This is a genomic window from Planococcus salinus (genome assembly GCF_003719725.1).
GTDB classification, from domain to species: domain Bacteria; phylum Bacillota; class Bacilli; order Bacillales_A; family Planococcaceae; genus Planococcus; species Planococcus salinus.
Genome location: NZ_RIAX01000003.1, coordinates 177,930 through 194,485, shown reverse-complemented (window position 1 = coordinate 194,485; position 16,556 = coordinate 177,930). Strand labels below are relative to the sequence as shown.

The window sequence follows — 16,556 nt, the reverse complement described above, 5'->3', positions numbered from 1 at the left end:
TTTGCTCCATATCGTAGCTATATTTCATAAATGAGAAATTTCTTGTCAGTTCAATATTCCCTGTACCAGTTAACACAGTTAGTATGAATAAACTGAATGGAGTGGAAGCCGCCGACTCCTGCGGGCCCAGCACGAGCCGAAGACCCTGGACTGAGCAAAGCGAAGGAAGCGGCTGAGGCCGTGCCCGCGGAAAGCGTACGGCTGGAACGGAATGAAAGAAGACTACTGAGTTTCTCAACAGCCGAAAGGCCTGCTCAAAGAGCAGGCCTTTCGAATGCTTCTGAAGTTGCAGAACCTTTGTTGAAAGCGCTTGGCAAAACCATTCCCAGCAGAATGATCGCGATGCCGACTAACTGCAGCAGCGATAACACCTCATTTAAAATCAGAACCGACGCCATGATGGCAACAGGGAGTTCCATTGCACTTAAAATAGAGGCAAGTCCGGAGCCGACATGAGGTACAGCGATGGCAAATAAATAAATGGGGATAACAATTCCGAAAAGCCCCAAAAGCAGTCCATAGAGCCACAACCCGTCCGCAAACAAACGGCCATTCCAGATAATTTCCGGAGACTGAAAGAAAGCGATGATGACAGCTGAAGTCAACGATACAAAAAACAATCTGCTGGTCGTGTCCATCCCTTTGACCTGAATGCCGTTAACGAACATGAAAGCAGAGAAAAAGAAAGCTGCGGCGATTCCCCACGCCCATCCCTGCCAGGCAATTCCGCTTAAGTCAGTACCGATCACACCAGCTGCGAGAAGTGTTCCGGCAAATAACAGCAGCAGCGAAACCGTTTCTGTCCGCTTCAGCCATCTGCGGTGGACGATACAGTCAATGAACATGCCGATCCATGTGAATTGAAATAATAACACGACGGCAACCGAAGCAGGCAGGTACTCCAGTGATTGGCCGTAGACGATGCCGGTGGCTGCGGTAAAAGTTCCAGATAGAGCTAATACTTTCCATCCGCGCAGTCGCGGTATTCTCCGTTTTGTTGTGAAAAGTAAAAGAGCAGCCAGTGCAAAGCCGACAAAGTATTGGCTGGTTACAGCTTCTGCTGCAGTAAACCCATTGCTTATCGCCACTTTTATAATGGTGGAAAGTATGCCAAAACAACTGGCAGCTGCCACTACCATTAAAGGGTACACTAAATTTTTCATCTTTCTCTCTCCTATTCCAATGAAAATCATATCACAAAAACTCCCCGCACAAGGAAATGTGGGGGAGTTTAAAAATCTTCAATTGGAAAGAAGTTGTCGTTAAGAGCCAGGGTATTTTTCTTCGCTGGACGAATTATCTTTTGTTGAGCGTCTATGTTTTTCATCTTCCATGTCCTGTTTCAACTCTTCCGAAGGAACAGCATCAACGGTCAGTTCCTCTTCGTACATTTCGTTGATGGTTTTCTTGTCTGTCTTGTATTGTTCCGGGTTATCCATTGGAGGGCCATCTCTCGGCTCACGGTCTTCTTCAGTGAAATGATCTTTTTTGTCAGACATCCAAAACACCTCTTTCTCTTTGTTCTTAGTTTTATATTCCTTTCTTTGCGAAGTTTAAAACATGAAGCAGTTTTAACATTCCTGTAAGATAAAAGTGAGGGAGCAACTTTATGAGGCAGAAGGAACGGAATGAGAGCACGGTGAAGCTGGCATATCGTTTCAAGTGGCATCATATGATAAAATGGAATGGCACAATTAGGAGGGACTGCCAATGGATAAAAGACCTTCATTGACCGTGGGAGGCTTACATTTCGAATGGGATCTGGAGAAAGGAAAGTTCTCTTTTGAAGGACAGGATGCTGTTCTTTTTTGGACAGCTTCTGCCATGAAAATGTTTTTTGATTCAATAGAAGAGATTGCTGGAAAAGAAGCCGCTGAAGTGGTGCTCGAATCGACGGGTTTCCGACAGGGACTGGTGGTAGGGGAATACTTTACCGGGATGGAACAAGTCGATGTGGAAAAGGCGGCAATTCTGATTACGAATACATACGCCTCTGCAGGCTGGGGAATAGCGGAAATCCATGGATTGAACGAGGAAGAAGGAACTCTTGAAGTGCATTTACGGGACAGCTGGGAGCACAAAATCAATGTAGCCCAAAACAAGAAGCGGGGTGGGCGTTTTCTTCCAGCCCATTACGCCGGGATTTTCACGAACCTCTTTGGCCGTCAAATCTGGTATGAAGTTGATCATCATCAAATTGAAGGGCATGAGGAAAGTGTTATCCGTTATTTTCCTTCCGATGAAAGCATCGAAGAAAACATTCACCGTTTAGCCCGGGCAAAAGAGGCTGAAAAAATCAGCCAACTGGAACAATTGGTGGATGAAAAAACGGCTGAGCTTAGTGAGTTGATCTCAGAAATCTCATCTCCGCTTATTCCTGTACTGGAAGGGATAGTCGTCGTCCCGTTACTGGGGACATACGATGAAAATCGAGCGGAAGAATTGACGTTGAAAACCCTGCAGAATTTGCCAACATATAAAGCGAAATATTTGGTGTTGGATCTGACAGGACTCAATAATAATTTCACACGGCATACAGCCAGTTTAATCGGTAAATTAGGGGCAGCTGCTTCACTGATTGGCACAGATACCATATTGGTCGGCATTTCGCCTCAGATGAGTATGGTGATAACTGAAACCGGCCTCAATCTGTCAAAATTCAATTGCTTCCAAACCCTGCAGCATGGCATCCATTATGCACTTGCCCAAAATGGACGCAGCATTATCTGAACAAAAAAAGCGCCTCGAGGGGCGCTTATTTTTGTGGGACAGTTTTAGCAATCTCTACAATAACTTGAGTCGCTTTTTCCATATTCTCTGCGGAAATGAATTCGTATTTCCCGTGGTAATTCTCACCACCGGTAAAGATATTCGGCGTGGGCATTCCTTTGTATGATAATTGAGAGCCGTCTGTTCCGCCGCGGACAGGCACAATATTCGGTTTGATGCCAAGCGTGTTCATGGCTTTATCAGCTGCATCGATAATTTCCATGACGGGTTCGATTTTTTCTCGCATATTGTAATACTGATCTTCGATTTCGAGTGTAACGGTTTCTGTTCCAAATCGTTGCTGCAACTCAGAAGCGACATTTTTCATGTGGTCTTTTTTTGCTTCAAATTCTTCTTTGTCAAAATAACGGATGATATAGGACAGGGTGGCCTGTTCCACATTGCCGTTGAAATTGTTCAGATGGATGAAGCCCTCGTAACCGTCAGTGAGTTCCGGAACTTCCTGTTGCGGCATTTCCTGCTGGAAACGGATCGCCACAGTTTGGGCATTGACCATTTTGTCTTTAGCCGATCCCGGATGCACACTTTTCCCTTGAACGGTCAATGTCGCAGCAGCGGCATTAAAGTTTTCATACTGCAATTCCCCAATCGGTCCGCCATCCATCGTATAGGCATAATCTGCGCCGAATCTTGCTACATCGAATTTATGCGGCCCGCGTCCGATTTCTTCATCCGGTGTAAAAGCCACACGGATTTTGCCGTGTTCAATCTCAGGATGCTGGTTCAGGTATTCCATCGCCGTCATAATTTCGGCGATACCGGCTTTGTTGTCGGCGCCCAGTAGCGTCGTGCCGTCTGTCGTGATCAATGTATGGCCGACATAGTTTTTCAAATCAGGAAAATCTGTGGTCGACATGATGACGCGGTCGTTCAATTGAATGTCCTTGCCATCGTATTCGTCGATGCGCTGGGGATTGACGTTCGTGCCGGTAAAATCAGTTGCGGTATCGACATGTGCCAAAAAGCCGATAACCGGTAATGATTTATCAGTAGTGGCTGGCAATGTGCCAAATAGATAGCCATACTCATCAACTTCGACTTCTTCCAGGCCGATGGCATTCATTTCTCGTTCCAATTCGCGCAACAAATCCCACTGCTTGGCTGTAGAAGGCGTTTCTGTGCTGGTAAAGTCGGATTGCGTGTCGATTTTTGCATAACGCACAAGGCGTTCGATTAATGTTTCAATCATTTGATGAATTCACTCCTAACTATGTACTGATTTCATTTTAGCATGAAGAGGGATTTTGGGAATACAGTAAGCGCAGGAAAAAGCGGCTGATTCCTCATGGAGAACCAGCCGCTTTTTTCCTTAGCACAGAAGATACTTTGTTCTCCGTCCCGTTTCTGATGCGTGAAAGATTTTCTGAATGTTTCCAGATGGCCATGGCAAACAAAGAAAAAGCCGTTAACACCGGCCAGAATCCTTCCGCAGGCCACCAGGCAATGACAAGGAATAAGGTGTAAAGAGCGAGAACCCCAGCGACCAGAAAGTCTGTGGCAAGTGCGATTCCAATGAGCAAAAGCCCTCCGGCCAAGCCGAGCTTCCAGTCGAGTGCCAGCATAACCCCTATAACCGATGCAGTTCCTTTGCCGCCGTTGAAATTCATGTAAAATGGAAAGTTATGTCCGAACACGACGCCTGCGCCTACGGCAAATAAGAGAGTCCAAAACATGTCGCTGGATAAAGTTGGATCCAGTAACAGCCGCAGCCCAGCCACAGCAACAAATCCTTTGGAAATATCCAGAAAGGCCACCAAGGCGCCATATTTCCACCCGAGCACGATGGCTGCGTTGGAAGCTCCAGAGTTTTTAACGCCTTCTTTTTTAATATTTACGCCCGAGAACCACTGGGCCACCACAGAACCATGGAGACAGCCGATTCCATAACCTGCCGTGAAAGCAATTACCAGCCAGAAAAACATCTTTATCCCTCCGCTTCTCTATATTTTATTAAACGTTTAAACGGCACGGAGGTTTCAAAATTTTATAAAAATGGGTTGACAAAGTATTGGAATGTTCTTTATACTACAGAACAAGATGGAAAACTAAATCTGAATACTCTTATCACGAGTGGCGGAGGGAATAGGCCCTACGATGCCCGGCAACCAACAAGCAATTTGCTTGGAAAGGTGCTAAATCCTACAGATCTGAACAAAGGTCTGGCAGATGAGAGGAGGTAAACCCGTAAATAACGGCCCTCTTCTTAGCGAAGAGGGTCTTTTTGTGTCCTCCTCGGCCTGTAATCCATCATTCATAAAATAATAGGAGGAATACACAATGACGAACTTCAAACCAGAAACACTTTTACTGCACGGGGGACAAGAGCCGGATCCAGTGACAGGCTCCAGAGGAGTTGCTATCCATAAAACAACTTCTTACGTTTTTAAAGACACACAGCATGCTCAGGACCTGTTTGGATTAAAAGATACGGGCAATATCTATTCACGCATCATGAACCCGACGGTAGATGTATTTGAACAGCGGGTAGCATTGCTTGAAGGCGGGACTGCTGCAGTTGCATTAGCTTCCGGTATGGCTGCCATCGCTTTTTCAATTATGAATATAGCAGAAGCCGGTGATGAAATTATAGCTGACAGCAATTTGTACGGTGGAACGTATAATTTATTCGCCAATACATTGCCAAGATACGGAATCACAACAAAATTCGTTGATGCAACAAACCCTGAAAACTTCAAAGCGGCCATCACAGACAAGACAAAAGCTATTTTTGGCGAAATTATCGGCAATCCAAGTCTCAACGTATTCGATGTAGAAAGAGTCGCAGAAATCGCACATGAAAATGGACTTCCATTGCTGATCGATAATACATTTGCTTCACCATACGGCAGCAATCCGATTGAGTTTGGGGCGGATGTCGTCGTTCACTCGGCTACAAAGTGGATCGGCGGACACGGTACGACAATCGGTGGCGTCGCAGTTGATGCCGGAAAATTCAATTGGGACAACCCGCGCTTTCCAAACTACACACAGCCGGACGAAACCTATCATGGAATCCGTTATGGAATCGATGCACCGGATGCAGCATTTGCCACAAAATTGCGTGTACAGCTGCTTCGTGACTTTGGTCCGACATTAAGCGCAGACAGTGCGCATGCCTTATTGCAGGGGCTGGAAACACTGCACCTCAGAATCCCGAAACACAACAGCAACGCGCAGGTTATCGCTGAGTTTTTACAGCAGCATCCACAAGTTGAATGGGTCAACTTTATTGGATTCGAAGATCATCCATCTCATCAGCTGGCACATAAATACTTGAAGAACGGCGGCTATGGCTCTATTGTCAACTTCGGTATTAAAGGCGGCCGCGAAGCGGGCCGGAAAGTGATCGATGGCGTGTCTCTATGGTCGCATGTGGCGAATGTTGGAGATGCAAAGTCCTTGATCATCCACCCTGCCTCAACAACGCATCAGCAACTGAAGAAAGAAGAGCTTGAATTGTCAGGAGTGAAAGAAGAGTTAATCCGCTTGTCCGTCGGATTGGAAAATCCTGAAGATTTAATTGCAGATCTTGAACAAGCAATCAAAGCGGCAGTACTAGAAAACGTTTAGGAGGAAATTGTTATGGCAGTCGTATCCATCGGGGCATTAACCCTGGAATCCAACAAAATCTTGCGCGATGTAGAACTTGCCTATGAAAAAAACGGCAAAAAAGACGGCCCTGTAATTCTCGTCTGCCATGCCTTGACAGGAGATCAGTTCGCAGTCGGGACAGACGAAAATCCGGGTTGGTGGCACGGATTGATCGGACCGGGGAAAGCCGTGGATACGAATGTTTTTCAAGTGATCACCTTCAACGTACTGGGAGGCTGCAATGGATCTACAGGTCCGTTATCGATCGATCCGGAGACTGGGGACCCATACAGGGCGTCGTTTCCTGAACTGACGATACGCGATATGGTCCGAGCTGAACGTGCAGCATTGAAACAGATGGGCATCGATCATTTATCGGCGGTCATCGGCGGCTCTCTTGGCGGCATGAAAGCACTCGAATGGGGTCATTTGTACCCGGATTTTGTTGAAAAAATCATGCCTCTGGCTGTGACACCGGCTTACGGTGATTATGGAGTGGCATTCAATCATATTGGCATACAAGCTATTTTGAGTGATGCTGAGTACAATGATGGGAACTATCCGGAGGGTGCGAACTTAAAGGGTTTGCAGGTGGCACGCATGGCAGGCATGGTGACATACCGCAGCGGCAATTTGTTTAATCAGCGCTTTGCCCGCTGCCATGACGGCACGCAATTTGACATACAATCCTATTTGAGCTATCAGGGAGAAAAATTGGCAAGCCGTTTTGATCCCAATAGTTATTTGACGCTCTTGAAAGCGATGAACACACATGATGTAACAGAAAAAACCCTTGATGTGAACATTTTCTCGCTGTCATTCACTCAGGATTTGCTGTATCCAAGCGAGTGGATGATCCCGTGGCTGCAAAAAATGCCAAATGCTTCGTGGGAGATTATCGAGACCGATTTTGGCCATGATGGTTTCCTCGTGGAGTTTGAAAAATGGGGACCTCATATTCAGAACCAATTGGAAGAATTGGCGGTTCCCCAACTGAGCCGGTGAGAACAATCAGGAAGTGATCTAAGTTGAACGAAAGACTATTAAGTTCATCTTATAAAATTAAACAACAAAAAGAAAACCCCTTGACCGGTGCATCCGGTCAAGGGGTTTTTTGTCTGTTCCTTAATCTTCATCCTGAATATCCACGTCATCAGGAATCGGTGTGGCTTTCCACTCTTCCAATTCTTGTTTTGCCAGTTCGAGCTGTTGAAAATGACTTTCAAATTGAGAGGAATTGATCAAATACTGTTCGCCGTCATGTACTGCGCGAATACGGCCTTCCAGCACATACCGGTTGACTTGTTCTTCGGGCATCGACAAGAAAGCTGCAGTTTCCGGGACTGTCATATACATATGATCTCCCTCCTCTTTTTCTTCATTATAATAGAGAAAGGGTTATATCTCAAAACATTGGGTCCGTGGTATCGTAATGACATATGCAACGGAAGAGAGGAGGACAGGAAATGGGATTTTCACCTTATATATGGGTACTTTTGGCGGCAGTTTTATGGGGAACGACAGGGACGGCGCAAACTTTCATCACCGGAACGGCACATCCTTTGACGATTGGGGCTTTTCGTCTGGGTATCGGTGGATTTTCTCTTCTTGCCTTTGTGTTATGGACAAAAAAATTGTCGGTTTCAACGATTCCTTGGGCGGCAGCCGTTTTTTCGGCACTGAGCATGGCGCTGTTCCAACCATTCTTCTTTTCTGCGGTGCAATTGACAGGTGTCGCCATCGGAACAGTAGTGGCGATTGGCAGCGCCCCTGTCATAACCGGTTTGATCGAGTGGTCCCTCTTCAGGAAAAAACCGGGCCGTATATGGACCATAGCAACTGCATGCGCGATTCTCGGCTGTGTATTGTTGTTTGCCAATAAAGATGCACCAACTGTAAATTCGCTGGGCATTGCACTGGCTTTGGGAGCCGGCGTGTCATTTGCGGGCTACACCATTCTCAGCAAACAGGTTTTGGAGAGAATGGAAGCTGTTCCGGCAGTAGCGGTTCTTTTTTCCCTGAGTGCTGTCGTGTTATTGCCTTGTCTGCTGTTTTTCGATTTGACTTTCATCACAGCAAGTCAGAATCTGGCAGTGCTGCTGTATTTGGGGATAGCAGCCACTACTGTGGCCTATATTCTGTTTTCCAGTGGCTTAAAACAAATCCCATCTTCTTCTGCAGTGACATTGTCGTTGGCTGAGCCATTAACGGCATCGCTGCTTGGTGTGCTGGTGGTAGGGGAAGTATTGAACGGTGTTTCCTGGGCCGGAGTGGCATTGTTGCTCGGAGGGATTATTGTGCTGACAATAGGAAAAGCAGAGCCTGAATCCAAAAATCTCCGGTCGGGTACAGAAAGTCACTGACTTCTTAAGAAATTCTTCATAGTTTTCCTGAGTCCGGCTTAAGATTTATTCCATACAATAAAGTACATAGAAGAGTGAGGTGGAGAGAATGACGCCATTTACAGTGCTTGTGACAGATGACGATCAGGACATTCGTGACGGCATTGAAATTTACCTGAAAAATGAAGGATACCGGGTGTTGAAAGCATCAAATGGTGAGGAAGCGCTCGAATTGCTTGCTGTCCATGAAGTACACGTCATGATTCTCGATGTTATGATGCCGAAAATGGACGGGATCTCTGCGACATTTAAAATTCGGGAAGCACGCAATATCCCCATTATCATGTTAAGTGCAAAAGCGGAAGATTCCGACAAGATCCATGGCCTTTCGGTAGGAGCCGATGATTATGTCACAAAGCCATTCCATCCGATGGAGCTGATTGCACGCGTCAAATCCCAATTGAGACGTTACGTGAAGCTTGGCACATACCAGGAAAAAGCCCAACAGATCGAAGTGGACGGACTTTCGCTTGATCGGGAAGCGAAGGAAGTGACGCTTCACGGAGAAACAGTCAAATTGACCCCCATCGAATTCAAAATTACAGAATTGCTGATGGTACATGCGGGACGTGTCTTTTCAATCAATGATATTTACGAGCGGGTATGGAATGAGCCTGCCTATAATGCAGAAAATATTGTCGCGGTCCACATTCGGAAAATAAGAGAAAAAATTGAAGCGGACCCGAAAAATCCGCGCTATGTGAAGGTGGTTTGGGGAATTGGATATAAAATCGAAAAATGATGTTTGGTCGGTGATTGCCCTCGTCATTGCATTGTTCAGTTTGCTGTACTGTTTTTCATTTGTACTGGAATGGGTGATGAATTCACCGGCGGCCGATTTGCTGTCGTCATTGCGGTCATTAACAAAGGGAGAAGTGTAGGATGAAAAAATGGCTATGGCTGGCGATCACTTCCATCGTACTGATCGGTTGCTTCAGTATCATGGAACTCGGATCAAATTATATAGGGAAAGACTATACGGACACGGAAGATTTTCAAAACGACTACGAAAATTTTGAAAACCAATTGATTGTTTATGTACTTGATCCGCCATCTGTGGAACCTTTACTCTCAATCAACTCAAGAGACATTGAAGAATACCGGGAACGTTATGGTTCGCTTTCCGATCAAATCAGAAGTGTTCAAGGTCAATACGACCCTGGAATTGCGGAAGCGAATGCGAGCGCCAACGAAAGCCTGGCGGAAGCTCTAACAGAAGAGCGCGATGCAAAAATTGCAGCTATTCGAAGCAACTTTGCAGATGACGAAGTGGTCAGGGAGAAAATCCAGGCAGAACGCGAAGCGGCTGTAGAACAAACGCTTAATGAAATGAACACAGAAAAACCGGCTTTCCTGGAGCTTACTCACCATTATATGTACGAACTAACAAATATCAGGACGGGTGAGACTTTCACAAAAGGTGAGTTGAAGGACGAACCTTATTTTGAAAAATCGTACACGGCGGCGGTCCCGCTGCGTTCTTCCAGCGACAGCTATTATTACGACGGAATGCTGGATCAAACAGGGGTTCAAATTCCCGTCTCGGATGCAGAGTTTGAAGGAGTTGTCCAAGTCAACCGTTCCCTGATGGCAGCTTCGCCGCTCGGAGAACGGCTTGAACATTTTAAATGGGTGAAGACTGCTTTGTATGTCTTAGGAATTGTGGCGGTGATTGGAACAATCTTATTGCTGACTAAATTGAAGTTCCAATGGACCTGGTTTTCCAGTATGTCCCTTTATAAAAGATGGAGCTATTTACCAATAGAAATCAAATTCGTACTCGCTTTTTTATCGTTGGTTTTGAGCCTGTCTGCTGCAACCCACTTTTTTTCTGCCTTGGCCTATTCATGGCCGCCAATTTCCATGCAATATGGAACCAATCTGGTGTGGGAGTTTTTGATGACTGCTTTCCTGCTTGCTGCCACTGTTTTGCAGATCATCTGGTTATTGACTTATTACCAAGGAGTCAATAAGTTTTCCGATGAATTTCCCAGAAGCTTTCTTTTCAGGAGTTTGAGGACAAGCCGGGAAGCATTCCTGAAAAAGTCCATCGGAGTTCAAACGCTGCTGTTGCTCGGGGTTATCTTTTTTTGGGGATTCGGTACGATGCTGGTCCTGTACGTGCCTGCAGTCATTATTGTTTGGATTCCGGCAACTCTCCTTATCGGTATACCGGTGCTGTTGCTTCTGTTGAACCGGTTTGGCTATCTGAATGTATTAATGAAAGACACAGAAAAAATGGCGCAGGGACGGTTGGGCCAGGACATTCCCGTCCGCGGAAAATCGCCTCTGGCTGATCATGCGCGGCAGTTGAACCGTTTGAAGGAAGGCGTGCGCCATTCCGTATCGGAGCAAGCAAAAAGCGAGCGATTGAAAACGGAATTGATCACCAATGTCAGCCATGATCTTCGGACGCCGTTGACTTCAATTATTACGTACACGGATTTGCTTAAATCACCAGAACTGTCACTGGAGAACCGTCTCGCTTACACAGATATCCTGGATCGCAAATCCCAGCGTTTGAAAACACTTATTGAAGATCTGTTCGAAGTCTCGAAAATGGCAAGTGGCAATATGCAACTTTCGCGGACACGTCTCGATTTGACACAATTGATGGCGCAGGCATTGGCAGAGCACCAGGAGGAAATCGATGCGGCCGACTTGGAGTTCCGGGTGGACACTCCTGAAAAACCGCTGATGATTTCAGCGGACGGACAGAAGTGGTGGCGTGTTCTGGACAACCTGATTTTAAATGCGATCAAATATTCACTGCCAGGGACACGGGTCTACGTTAATTTGACCGAGAAGGATGACGAGGCGGAATTCATTATGAAGAACGTTACACGTTATGAGCTGGGCGGAAATACAGAGGAACTGTTTGAGCGTTTCAAACGGGGGGACGTTTCGAGACAAACGGAAGGCTCAGGGCTTGGATTGGCAATTGCCCAATCGATTGTTGACTTGCATGGCGGAACGATGACCATAAAAGTGGACGGCGATTTGTTTAAAGTGAGGGTCGCAATTGAAAGTCTGTAAAGAAGATGCAAAGCTGCCTTCAGGAATATACATTTCCTGGAGGCAGCTTTTTTGGGCAGACAGCCTGTTTTTTTTCGGTGATTTTTTCATAGGAGGCTCAAGGCAGGAAATTGTTAATGAAAATTATTATATAAAAATAACTTGCTGTTCTCGCATGTTCAGCAAAAAGAGATAGAGAAGAACTGTAAAAACGAAAAAACAGGGGGCGAGACACGACGTTTGAAAAAGAATGAAACGAAAACCAGCCGAAAAAGAAGTAAAAATAGAAAGCTTTTGACAAAATTAAGCTATTGAAATAACTTTTAGAATTTTTTAAAAACTTATTGACTTGTTTTGTTGGAAGCGGTTACAATCAGTTTATTATCATCAAAAAATCTGGTGGAAGAAGGGGCGTGGAATCTGACTGAACAGTCGCTCAGATTTAAAAGAAAAAGAAACTGGAATTATGCAATCTGAAACGGGGGGGAATAGTTTATGAAAGCGTATAAAAAAGAAGTGCAATTTACCATCTGGATGACACTCGCATTTATCCTCGTCGGAAATGTAGGGTTGATTTTTTCAATTTTTCCTACGGACGCTATGATATTCGGATTTCCAGCGATGTATATCGTGCCGATCTTAATGGGATGGTTCGGTGTCTTCATACTGACGCTCGTCGCAGGAAAAATCGGAAACCGGATCGATGATGAAATCGATCGTGAAAACGAATCGCTCAGCGAGTCTGACGAAGTGAAGGGAGTGTAAAAGATGGAAGGACAAAGCTGGCAACTGGATAACCCGATCCTTGGATTGGTGGTTATCGCTCTCACATTTTTGCTGTTTTACGTAGTAGGTTATATTTCGAACCGGAAGAGTTCTTCTGCCAAAGATTTATATGTAGGCGGAGCAAACGTAGGGGCTATCACAAATGGGCTTGCCATGGCAGCAACCTATATGAGTCTCGCCACTTTTCTGGGCATCACGGCACTCATCCTGCAATTGCAGGTTCCATTTATCATGTTATGGATCCAATTGATCCTGGCGATTCCATTGATCACCATTATTTACGGTACAAGTTTACGCCGGATGGGGGCTTTCTCTCCTACCCACTTTATACGTGACCGCTATGGGGTGACGGCTTCCATCATCGCCGCATTGTTTATGATTTTGGTTTCAATTATGTACGCATTGGGCCAGATGATCGGTATCGCTGTTACTTTTGAAACGCTATTGGGCATTCCTTACGTTACAGGACTTTTTATCTTTGGGTTTATTATCGTCGGTTATATCACCATCGGCGGAATGGCGGGCGCGACAAACAATGCTGCTATCCAAATGGTCATTATCGCCTTGATGTTTATTCTTCCTCTGGGGGCTATTATGAAAGCGATTGGCGCTGAAGGGTGGTATTTCCCGCCATTGCTGTATGCCGATATGGTACCTGCGATGCTGGAATCTTTGCCGACTTTCTTTGATTACCAGTTTTCGCCGAAATGGTATTTCTCCATTATTCCGGCATTGACAATCGGGGCATTGGGTCTTCCTCACCTGGCCATGCGCGTTTATACAGCTTCTTCTTTAAAAAGTGCGCGTTCTGCGATGGTGTGGTTTGCTTTCATTTTGGGTCTTGTGTTTTCGGCAACGTATGCCATGGGGTTTGTTGGTGTATTTGCTACTGCTACACAAGGGATCACCATCTCTGAAGCAGATGCGGACAAGCTGACAATCATTTTGAATTTGGTTTACAACCCTGAATGGGTGACTGCTCTTGTAATCGCAGGCGCCATTTCTGCTGGACTGTCCACTTTAAGTGGTAACCTTCTGGCTATTGGCGCGTTGATCTCTCAGGATATCATTGCGACCTTAAAACCTAATATTTCCCAAAGAGTTAGTTTGAGAATTGGCTTTGTCGCTATTTTCCTTGGCGGGATTGCAAGTATCCTGCTGGCCATCGAACCTCCGGCATTTTTGGTGGTAAGTATTTTATGGGCTTTCGGTTTGGCTGGAGTCACTAACGCGCCACTGATCATTGTCGGTGTCTGGTGGAAAGAAGCAAACAAATTCGGGGCGATTGCCGCATCGGTTGTCGGTGGTATCATTTACATCGTCGTCTCGCCTTTTGTCTTCCCAAGCATCGTATTAACCGGTCACAGTGTTACCGACGGAATGGGGTTGTCGGGTGCAATGCTGGCTGTTCCAATCAGTTTCATCTTGCTGATTGTCGTCTCTTACATCACCAACCGGATACCTGGATTGGCCAGTAAGTTGACCAAACAAAGCGATATCGAATTGATTGAACGGATTCATGGTTGGACCGATATAAAATCTTACCGTTACAACAGCACAATTGGTGCTGGCATAACAGTTTTGATATCAGCTGGTGTTGCAATTTGGGCATTGATGCCTTGGGGGATGTAAACAATGAAACAAGGAGTGATGAAAATGGTCGGGAAAATGATAACTTTAAATGAACCATCTTTTCGGTCATTTTTGGAATCTCCCAAAACAAAAGTGGGGAGCAATCTTGTATTGCTCATTGCTGGAGCAGGCTATGGCGCAATTTCCATTGCGTCAAATGCCTCATACATACTAAGTTTTGAGTCGATGCTGCTCAAAGCTGTAATTGTTCCGTTGATTTTTATCCTGTTCGGTTTGCTGATGGCATTCATCACAAAAATCGGATTGGCGTTATTGTTATGGGCCGGAGCGAAAGGTATGGGTGGGAAAGGATTGCTGAGGGACATCAACTCGGCTGTGCCGGCAGCACTTCTGCCGGGGCTGCTGGCAGCTCCTTATTTAACAGGTGCAGGTGATGGAAATATCCTTGTCCTATTATTGCTGCTGGGCGGTGTAATCTGGATGTATATGGTCAGTGCGAAAATCATCCAGGCCACACAAAATTTCACGGCCACAAAAGCTTATCTTGCCGCCTTCCTGGCATTTCTGTTTTTGGCCAGTGTCTATTATCTGATCATGCCGGCTGGTTGACAGTACAGAAAATTTGAGTTAGCAGGGGCTTCATCCCACTGCCCGTCAAAGCGGAAGATAGAAAAATGAATGGAGGAATAAACAGATGGATTTTAAACATTTGATAGCACCAGAACAGTACAACATCACATCCGAACTTGAAGAATATCAGAAAGACAACAACCGTTTGGCCATCCGCTGGTTTGACGGAGAAGGAAATCGCGAGGAGCTGTCCTATAAGGAACTGCTTGAAAAAACCAATCAGTATGCGCAAGCCATGCTGAAACTGGGACTTCAAAAAGGAGACAGAATGCTGATTATCCTGCCGCGTATTCCGAAAGCTTACATCACGTACCTGGCATGTTTGCGGGCTGGACTTGTCGCTATCCCTTGCTCGGAAATGCTGCGGAAAAAAGATTTGCTTTACCGGATGCATCATTCAGGAGCCAAAGGCATTGTGGCCTATTACAAAACAACGGCAGAAACGAACGCGATTGACGAAGAAGTGGAAGCGCTGAAAAACAAATTGATCGTTGGTGGGAAAGAAGAAGGATGGCAGTCTTTTGAAGAACTGGCTTCACAGGAAACCACTGAATTTGAGGCTGTTCCGACTCATCGTGATGATATGGCGTTTTTGTCTTATACATCAGGGACCACAGGCAATCCAAAAGGGGTTGTCCATGTCCATGGCTGGGGTTACGCTCATGTGCGGACAGCAGCTACAAAATGGCTTGGCGTAAAGAGCGGAGATGTCGTCTGGGCAACCGCAGCTCCAGGTTGGCAAAAATGGCTGTGGAGCCCTTTCCTGTCCACCATTACACTGGGAGCTACGGCTTTGGTATATAATGGTCCGTTTGATGCTGTGAAATACCTGGATATTCTACAGGAAGAGCAAGTCAATGTCTTGTGCTGCACACCTACTGAATACCGGATCATGGCAAAAGTGGAAAATTTGAAAGACTACAAACTGCCGGCTTTGAGAAGCGCCGTTTCAGCCGGAGAACCTTTGAACAGACAAGTCATCGAAGCTTTCCAGGATGCTTTCCAGATCAATGTCCGGGACGGTTACGGCCAAACGGAAAACACACTGCTGGTCGGGACGCTTCAGGATATGGAGCTGAAACCGGGATCCATGGGCAGGCCGACTCCGGGCAATCCTGTGGAAATCATCAACGAAAACGGAGAACCGACAGCAGTCGGAGAAGTGGGGGATATCGCCGTCCACAGAAGTTGTCCGGCGTTGTTCAAAGAGTACTATATGGATCAGGACCGGACCAATGCGGCTTTCCGTGGGGACTGGTATTTGACAGGAGACCAGGCTTCGAGAGATAAAGACGATTATTTTTGGTTCGAAGGAAGAAGCGATGATATCATCATCAGTTCTGGCTATACGATTGGGCCGTTTGAAGTGGAAGATGCTTTGATGAAGCATCCGGCCATTCAGGAATGCGCAGTCGTCGGAGCGCCGGATGAAATCCGCGGCACCGTAGTGAAAGCTTACGTGGTTCTCCGTGAATCAGCAGATGCCTCCAACAAAGAAGAGTTGGTGAAAGAGCTGCAGGATCATACCAAAACAATTACTGCTCCTTATAAATACCCGCGTATCATTGAGTTCCTGGAAGAATTGCCTAAAACGACTTCCGGAAAAATCCGTCGCGTGGAATTGCGGAAACTCAACGCATAAAAAATATAAAAAGCACCAGGTGCCATCAACGGACAGGGCGGAAACGTCATCCCGTTGACGGCAATCTGGTGCTTTTTTATCGATTTCTGCTGAAAGTCCATAAGCGG

16 protein-coding genes and 1 riboswitch are annotated in these 16,556 nt (G+C 46.0%); of the genes, 11 read left to right on the top strand and 5 right to left on the bottom strand.

The window, feature by feature from the left end; genetic code table 11:
* Nucleotides 1-254 precede the first annotated feature (254 nt).
* Together EEX84_RS05730 and EEX84_RS05725 are read right to left on the bottom strand one after the other, a co-directional pair.
* Nucleotides 255-1,163 carry an EamA family transporter gene (locus tag EEX84_RS05730; protein ID WP_123164647.1) on the bottom strand — a complete coding sequence of 303 codons (909 nt, stop codon included), beginning with the start codon at nt 1,161-1,163 and terminating at the stop codon, nt 255-257.
* A gap of 99 nt (nt 1,164-1,262) precedes the next feature.
* A complete protein-coding gene (locus EEX84_RS05725; RefSeq protein WP_123164646.1) occupies nt 1,263-1,499 on the bottom strand; it encodes a hypothetical protein in 237 nt (78 codons plus the stop codon).
* A 211-nt stretch (nt 1,500-1,710) separates the two neighbouring features.
* On the opposite strand from EEX84_RS05725, the gene EEX84_RS05720 reads away from it, so the two are divergent.
* Nucleotides 1,711-2,730: an STAS domain-containing protein gene (locus EEX84_RS05720; protein ID WP_123164645.1), complete on the top strand. Its 1,020-nt coding sequence runs from the start codon at nt 1,711-1,713 to the stop codon at nt 2,728-2,730.
* A 25-nt stretch (nt 2,731-2,755) separates the two neighbouring features.
* Here EEX84_RS05720 and pepT read toward each other — a convergent pair whose 3' ends face one another.
* Nucleotides 2,756-3,979, bottom strand: a complete 1,224-nt coding sequence (gene pepT, locus EEX84_RS05715) for a peptidase T (RefSeq protein ID WP_123164644.1) — start codon at nt 3,977-3,979, stop codon at nt 2,756-2,758.
* Nucleotides 3,980-4,073: 94 nt separating this feature from the next.
* Entirely contained in the window at nt 4,074-4,712 is a 639-nt protein-coding gene (locus EEX84_RS05710; protein WP_123164643.1) for a glycerol-3-phosphate acyltransferase, read from the bottom strand.
* 136 nt (nt 4,713-4,848) lie between these two features.
* Nucleotides 4,849-4,963, top strand: a riboswitch (SAM riboswitch).
* 104 nt (nt 4,964-5,067) lie between these two features.
* On the opposite strand from EEX84_RS05710, the gene EEX84_RS05705 reads away from it, so the two are divergent.
* Nucleotides 5,068-6,360: an O-acetylhomoserine aminocarboxypropyltransferase/cysteine synthase family protein gene (locus tag EEX84_RS05705; protein WP_123164642.1), complete on the top strand. Its 1,293-nt coding sequence runs from the start codon at nt 5,068-5,070 to the stop codon at nt 6,358-6,360.
* A gap of 12 nt (nt 6,361-6,372) precedes the next feature.
* The gene (gene metX, locus EEX84_RS05700; RefSeq protein WP_123164641.1) at nt 6,373-7,386 is read left to right on the top strand and encodes a homoserine O-acetyltransferase MetX; all 1,014 of its coding nucleotides are present in this window, start codon (nt 6,373-6,375) and stop codon (nt 7,384-7,386) included.
* Between the two features lie 120 nt (nt 7,387-7,506).
* On the opposite strand, the gene EEX84_RS05695 is transcribed toward metX, so the two are convergent.
* Complete coding sequence (locus EEX84_RS05695; protein ID WP_123164640.1) at nt 7,507-7,737, bottom strand: helix-turn-helix domain-containing protein; 231 nt, start codon at nt 7,735-7,737, stop codon at nt 7,507-7,509.
* A 110-nt stretch (nt 7,738-7,847) separates the two neighbouring features.
* Here EEX84_RS05695 and EEX84_RS05690 point away from each other — a divergent pair, with 110 nt between their 5' ends.
* The 8 genes from EEX84_RS05690 (at nt 7,848) to mbcS (ending at nt 16,449) form a co-directional block, all read left to right on the top strand.
* Nucleotides 7,848-8,744 (top strand): DMT family transporter, encoded by an 897-nt coding sequence (locus EEX84_RS05690; protein ID WP_123164639.1) that lies wholly within the window; start codon nt 7,848-7,850, stop codon nt 8,742-8,744.
* An 88-nt stretch (nt 8,745-8,832) separates the two neighbouring features.
* Complete coding sequence (locus EEX84_RS05685) at nt 8,833-9,525, top strand: response regulator transcription factor (protein ID WP_123164638.1); 693 nt, start codon at nt 8,833-8,835, stop codon at nt 9,523-9,525.
* Entirely contained in the window at nt 9,503-9,664 is a 162-nt protein-coding gene (locus tag EEX84_RS16495) for a hypothetical protein (protein WP_158599070.1), read from the top strand. Before EEX84_RS05685 ends, EEX84_RS16495 begins: the two co-directional genes overlap by 23 nt.
* A 1-nt stretch (nt 9,665) precedes the next feature.
* A complete protein-coding gene (locus EEX84_RS05680) occupies nt 9,666-11,819 on the top strand; it encodes a histidine kinase dimerization/phospho-acceptor domain-containing protein (RefSeq protein ID WP_123164637.1) in 2,154 nt (717 codons plus the stop codon).
* 474 nt (nt 11,820-12,293) lie between these two features.
* Nucleotides 12,294-12,563, top strand: a complete 270-nt coding sequence (locus tag EEX84_RS05675) for a hypothetical protein (protein ID WP_123164636.1) — start codon at nt 12,294-12,296, stop codon at nt 12,561-12,563.
* 3 nt (nt 12,564-12,566) lie between these two features.
* On the top strand, nt 12,567-14,216 hold the full coding sequence (locus tag EEX84_RS05670) for a solute symporter family protein (protein ID WP_123164635.1): 1,650 nt from the start codon (nt 12,567-12,569) through the stop codon (nt 14,214-14,216).
* A 3-nt stretch (nt 14,217-14,219) separates the two neighbouring features.
* Nucleotides 14,220-14,786, top strand: a complete 567-nt coding sequence (locus EEX84_RS05665) for a hypothetical protein (protein WP_123164634.1) — start codon at nt 14,220-14,222, stop codon at nt 14,784-14,786.
* An 85-nt stretch (nt 14,787-14,871) separates the two neighbouring features.
* Entirely contained in the window at nt 14,872-16,449 is a 1,578-nt protein-coding gene (gene mbcS, locus EEX84_RS05660) for an acyl-CoA synthetase MbcS (protein WP_123164633.1), read from the top strand.
* The last annotated feature ends 107 nt before the right edge of the window (nt 16,450-16,556 follow it).

Excerpts from the sequence above, each read along its gene's own strand:
- EEX84_RS05730 (WP_123164647.1), bottom strand. The coding sequence starts at position 1,163 with ATGAAAAATTTAGTGTACCCTTTAATGGTAGTGGCAGCTGCCAGTTGT.
- EEX84_RS05725 (WP_123164646.1), bottom strand. The coding sequence starts at position 1,499 with ATGTCTGACAAAAAAGATCATTTCACTGAAGAAGACCGTGAGCCGAGA.
- EEX84_RS05720 (WP_123164645.1), top strand. The coding sequence starts at position 1,711 with ATGGATAAAAGACCTTCATTGACCGTGGGAGGCTTACATTTCGAATGG.
- pepT (WP_123164644.1), bottom strand. The coding sequence starts at position 3,979 with ATGATTGAAACATTAATCGAACGCCTTGTGCGTTATGCAAAAATCGAC.
- EEX84_RS05710 (WP_123164643.1), bottom strand. The coding sequence starts at position 4,712 with ATGTTTTTCTGGCTGGTAATTGCTTTCACGGCAGGTTATGGAATCGGC.
- EEX84_RS05705 (WP_123164642.1), top strand. The coding sequence starts at position 5,068 with ATGACGAACTTCAAACCAGAAACACTTTTACTGCACGGGGGACAAGAG.
- metX (WP_123164641.1), top strand. The coding sequence starts at position 6,373 with ATGGCAGTCGTATCCATCGGGGCATTAACCCTGGAATCCAACAAAATC.
- EEX84_RS05695 (WP_123164640.1), bottom strand. The coding sequence starts at position 7,737 with ATGTATATGACAGTCCCGGAAACTGCAGCTTTCTTGTCGATGCCCGAA.
- EEX84_RS05690 (WP_123164639.1), top strand. The coding sequence starts at position 7,848 with ATGGGATTTTCACCTTATATATGGGTACTTTTGGCGGCAGTTTTATGG.
- EEX84_RS05685 (WP_123164638.1), top strand. The coding sequence starts at position 8,833 with ATGACGCCATTTACAGTGCTTGTGACAGATGACGATCAGGACATTCGT.
- EEX84_RS05680 (WP_123164637.1), top strand. The coding sequence starts at position 9,666 with ATGAAAAAATGGCTATGGCTGGCGATCACTTCCATCGTACTGATCGGT.
- EEX84_RS05675 (WP_123164636.1), top strand. The coding sequence starts at position 12,294 with ATGAAAGCGTATAAAAAAGAAGTGCAATTTACCATCTGGATGACACTC.
- EEX84_RS05670 (WP_123164635.1), top strand. The coding sequence starts at position 12,567 with ATGGAAGGACAAAGCTGGCAACTGGATAACCCGATCCTTGGATTGGTG.
- EEX84_RS05665 (WP_123164634.1), top strand. The coding sequence starts at position 14,220 with ATGAAACAAGGAGTGATGAAAATGGTCGGGAAAATGATAACTTTAAAT.
- mbcS (WP_123164633.1), top strand. The coding sequence starts at position 14,872 with ATGGATTTTAAACATTTGATAGCACCAGAACAGTACAACATCACATCC.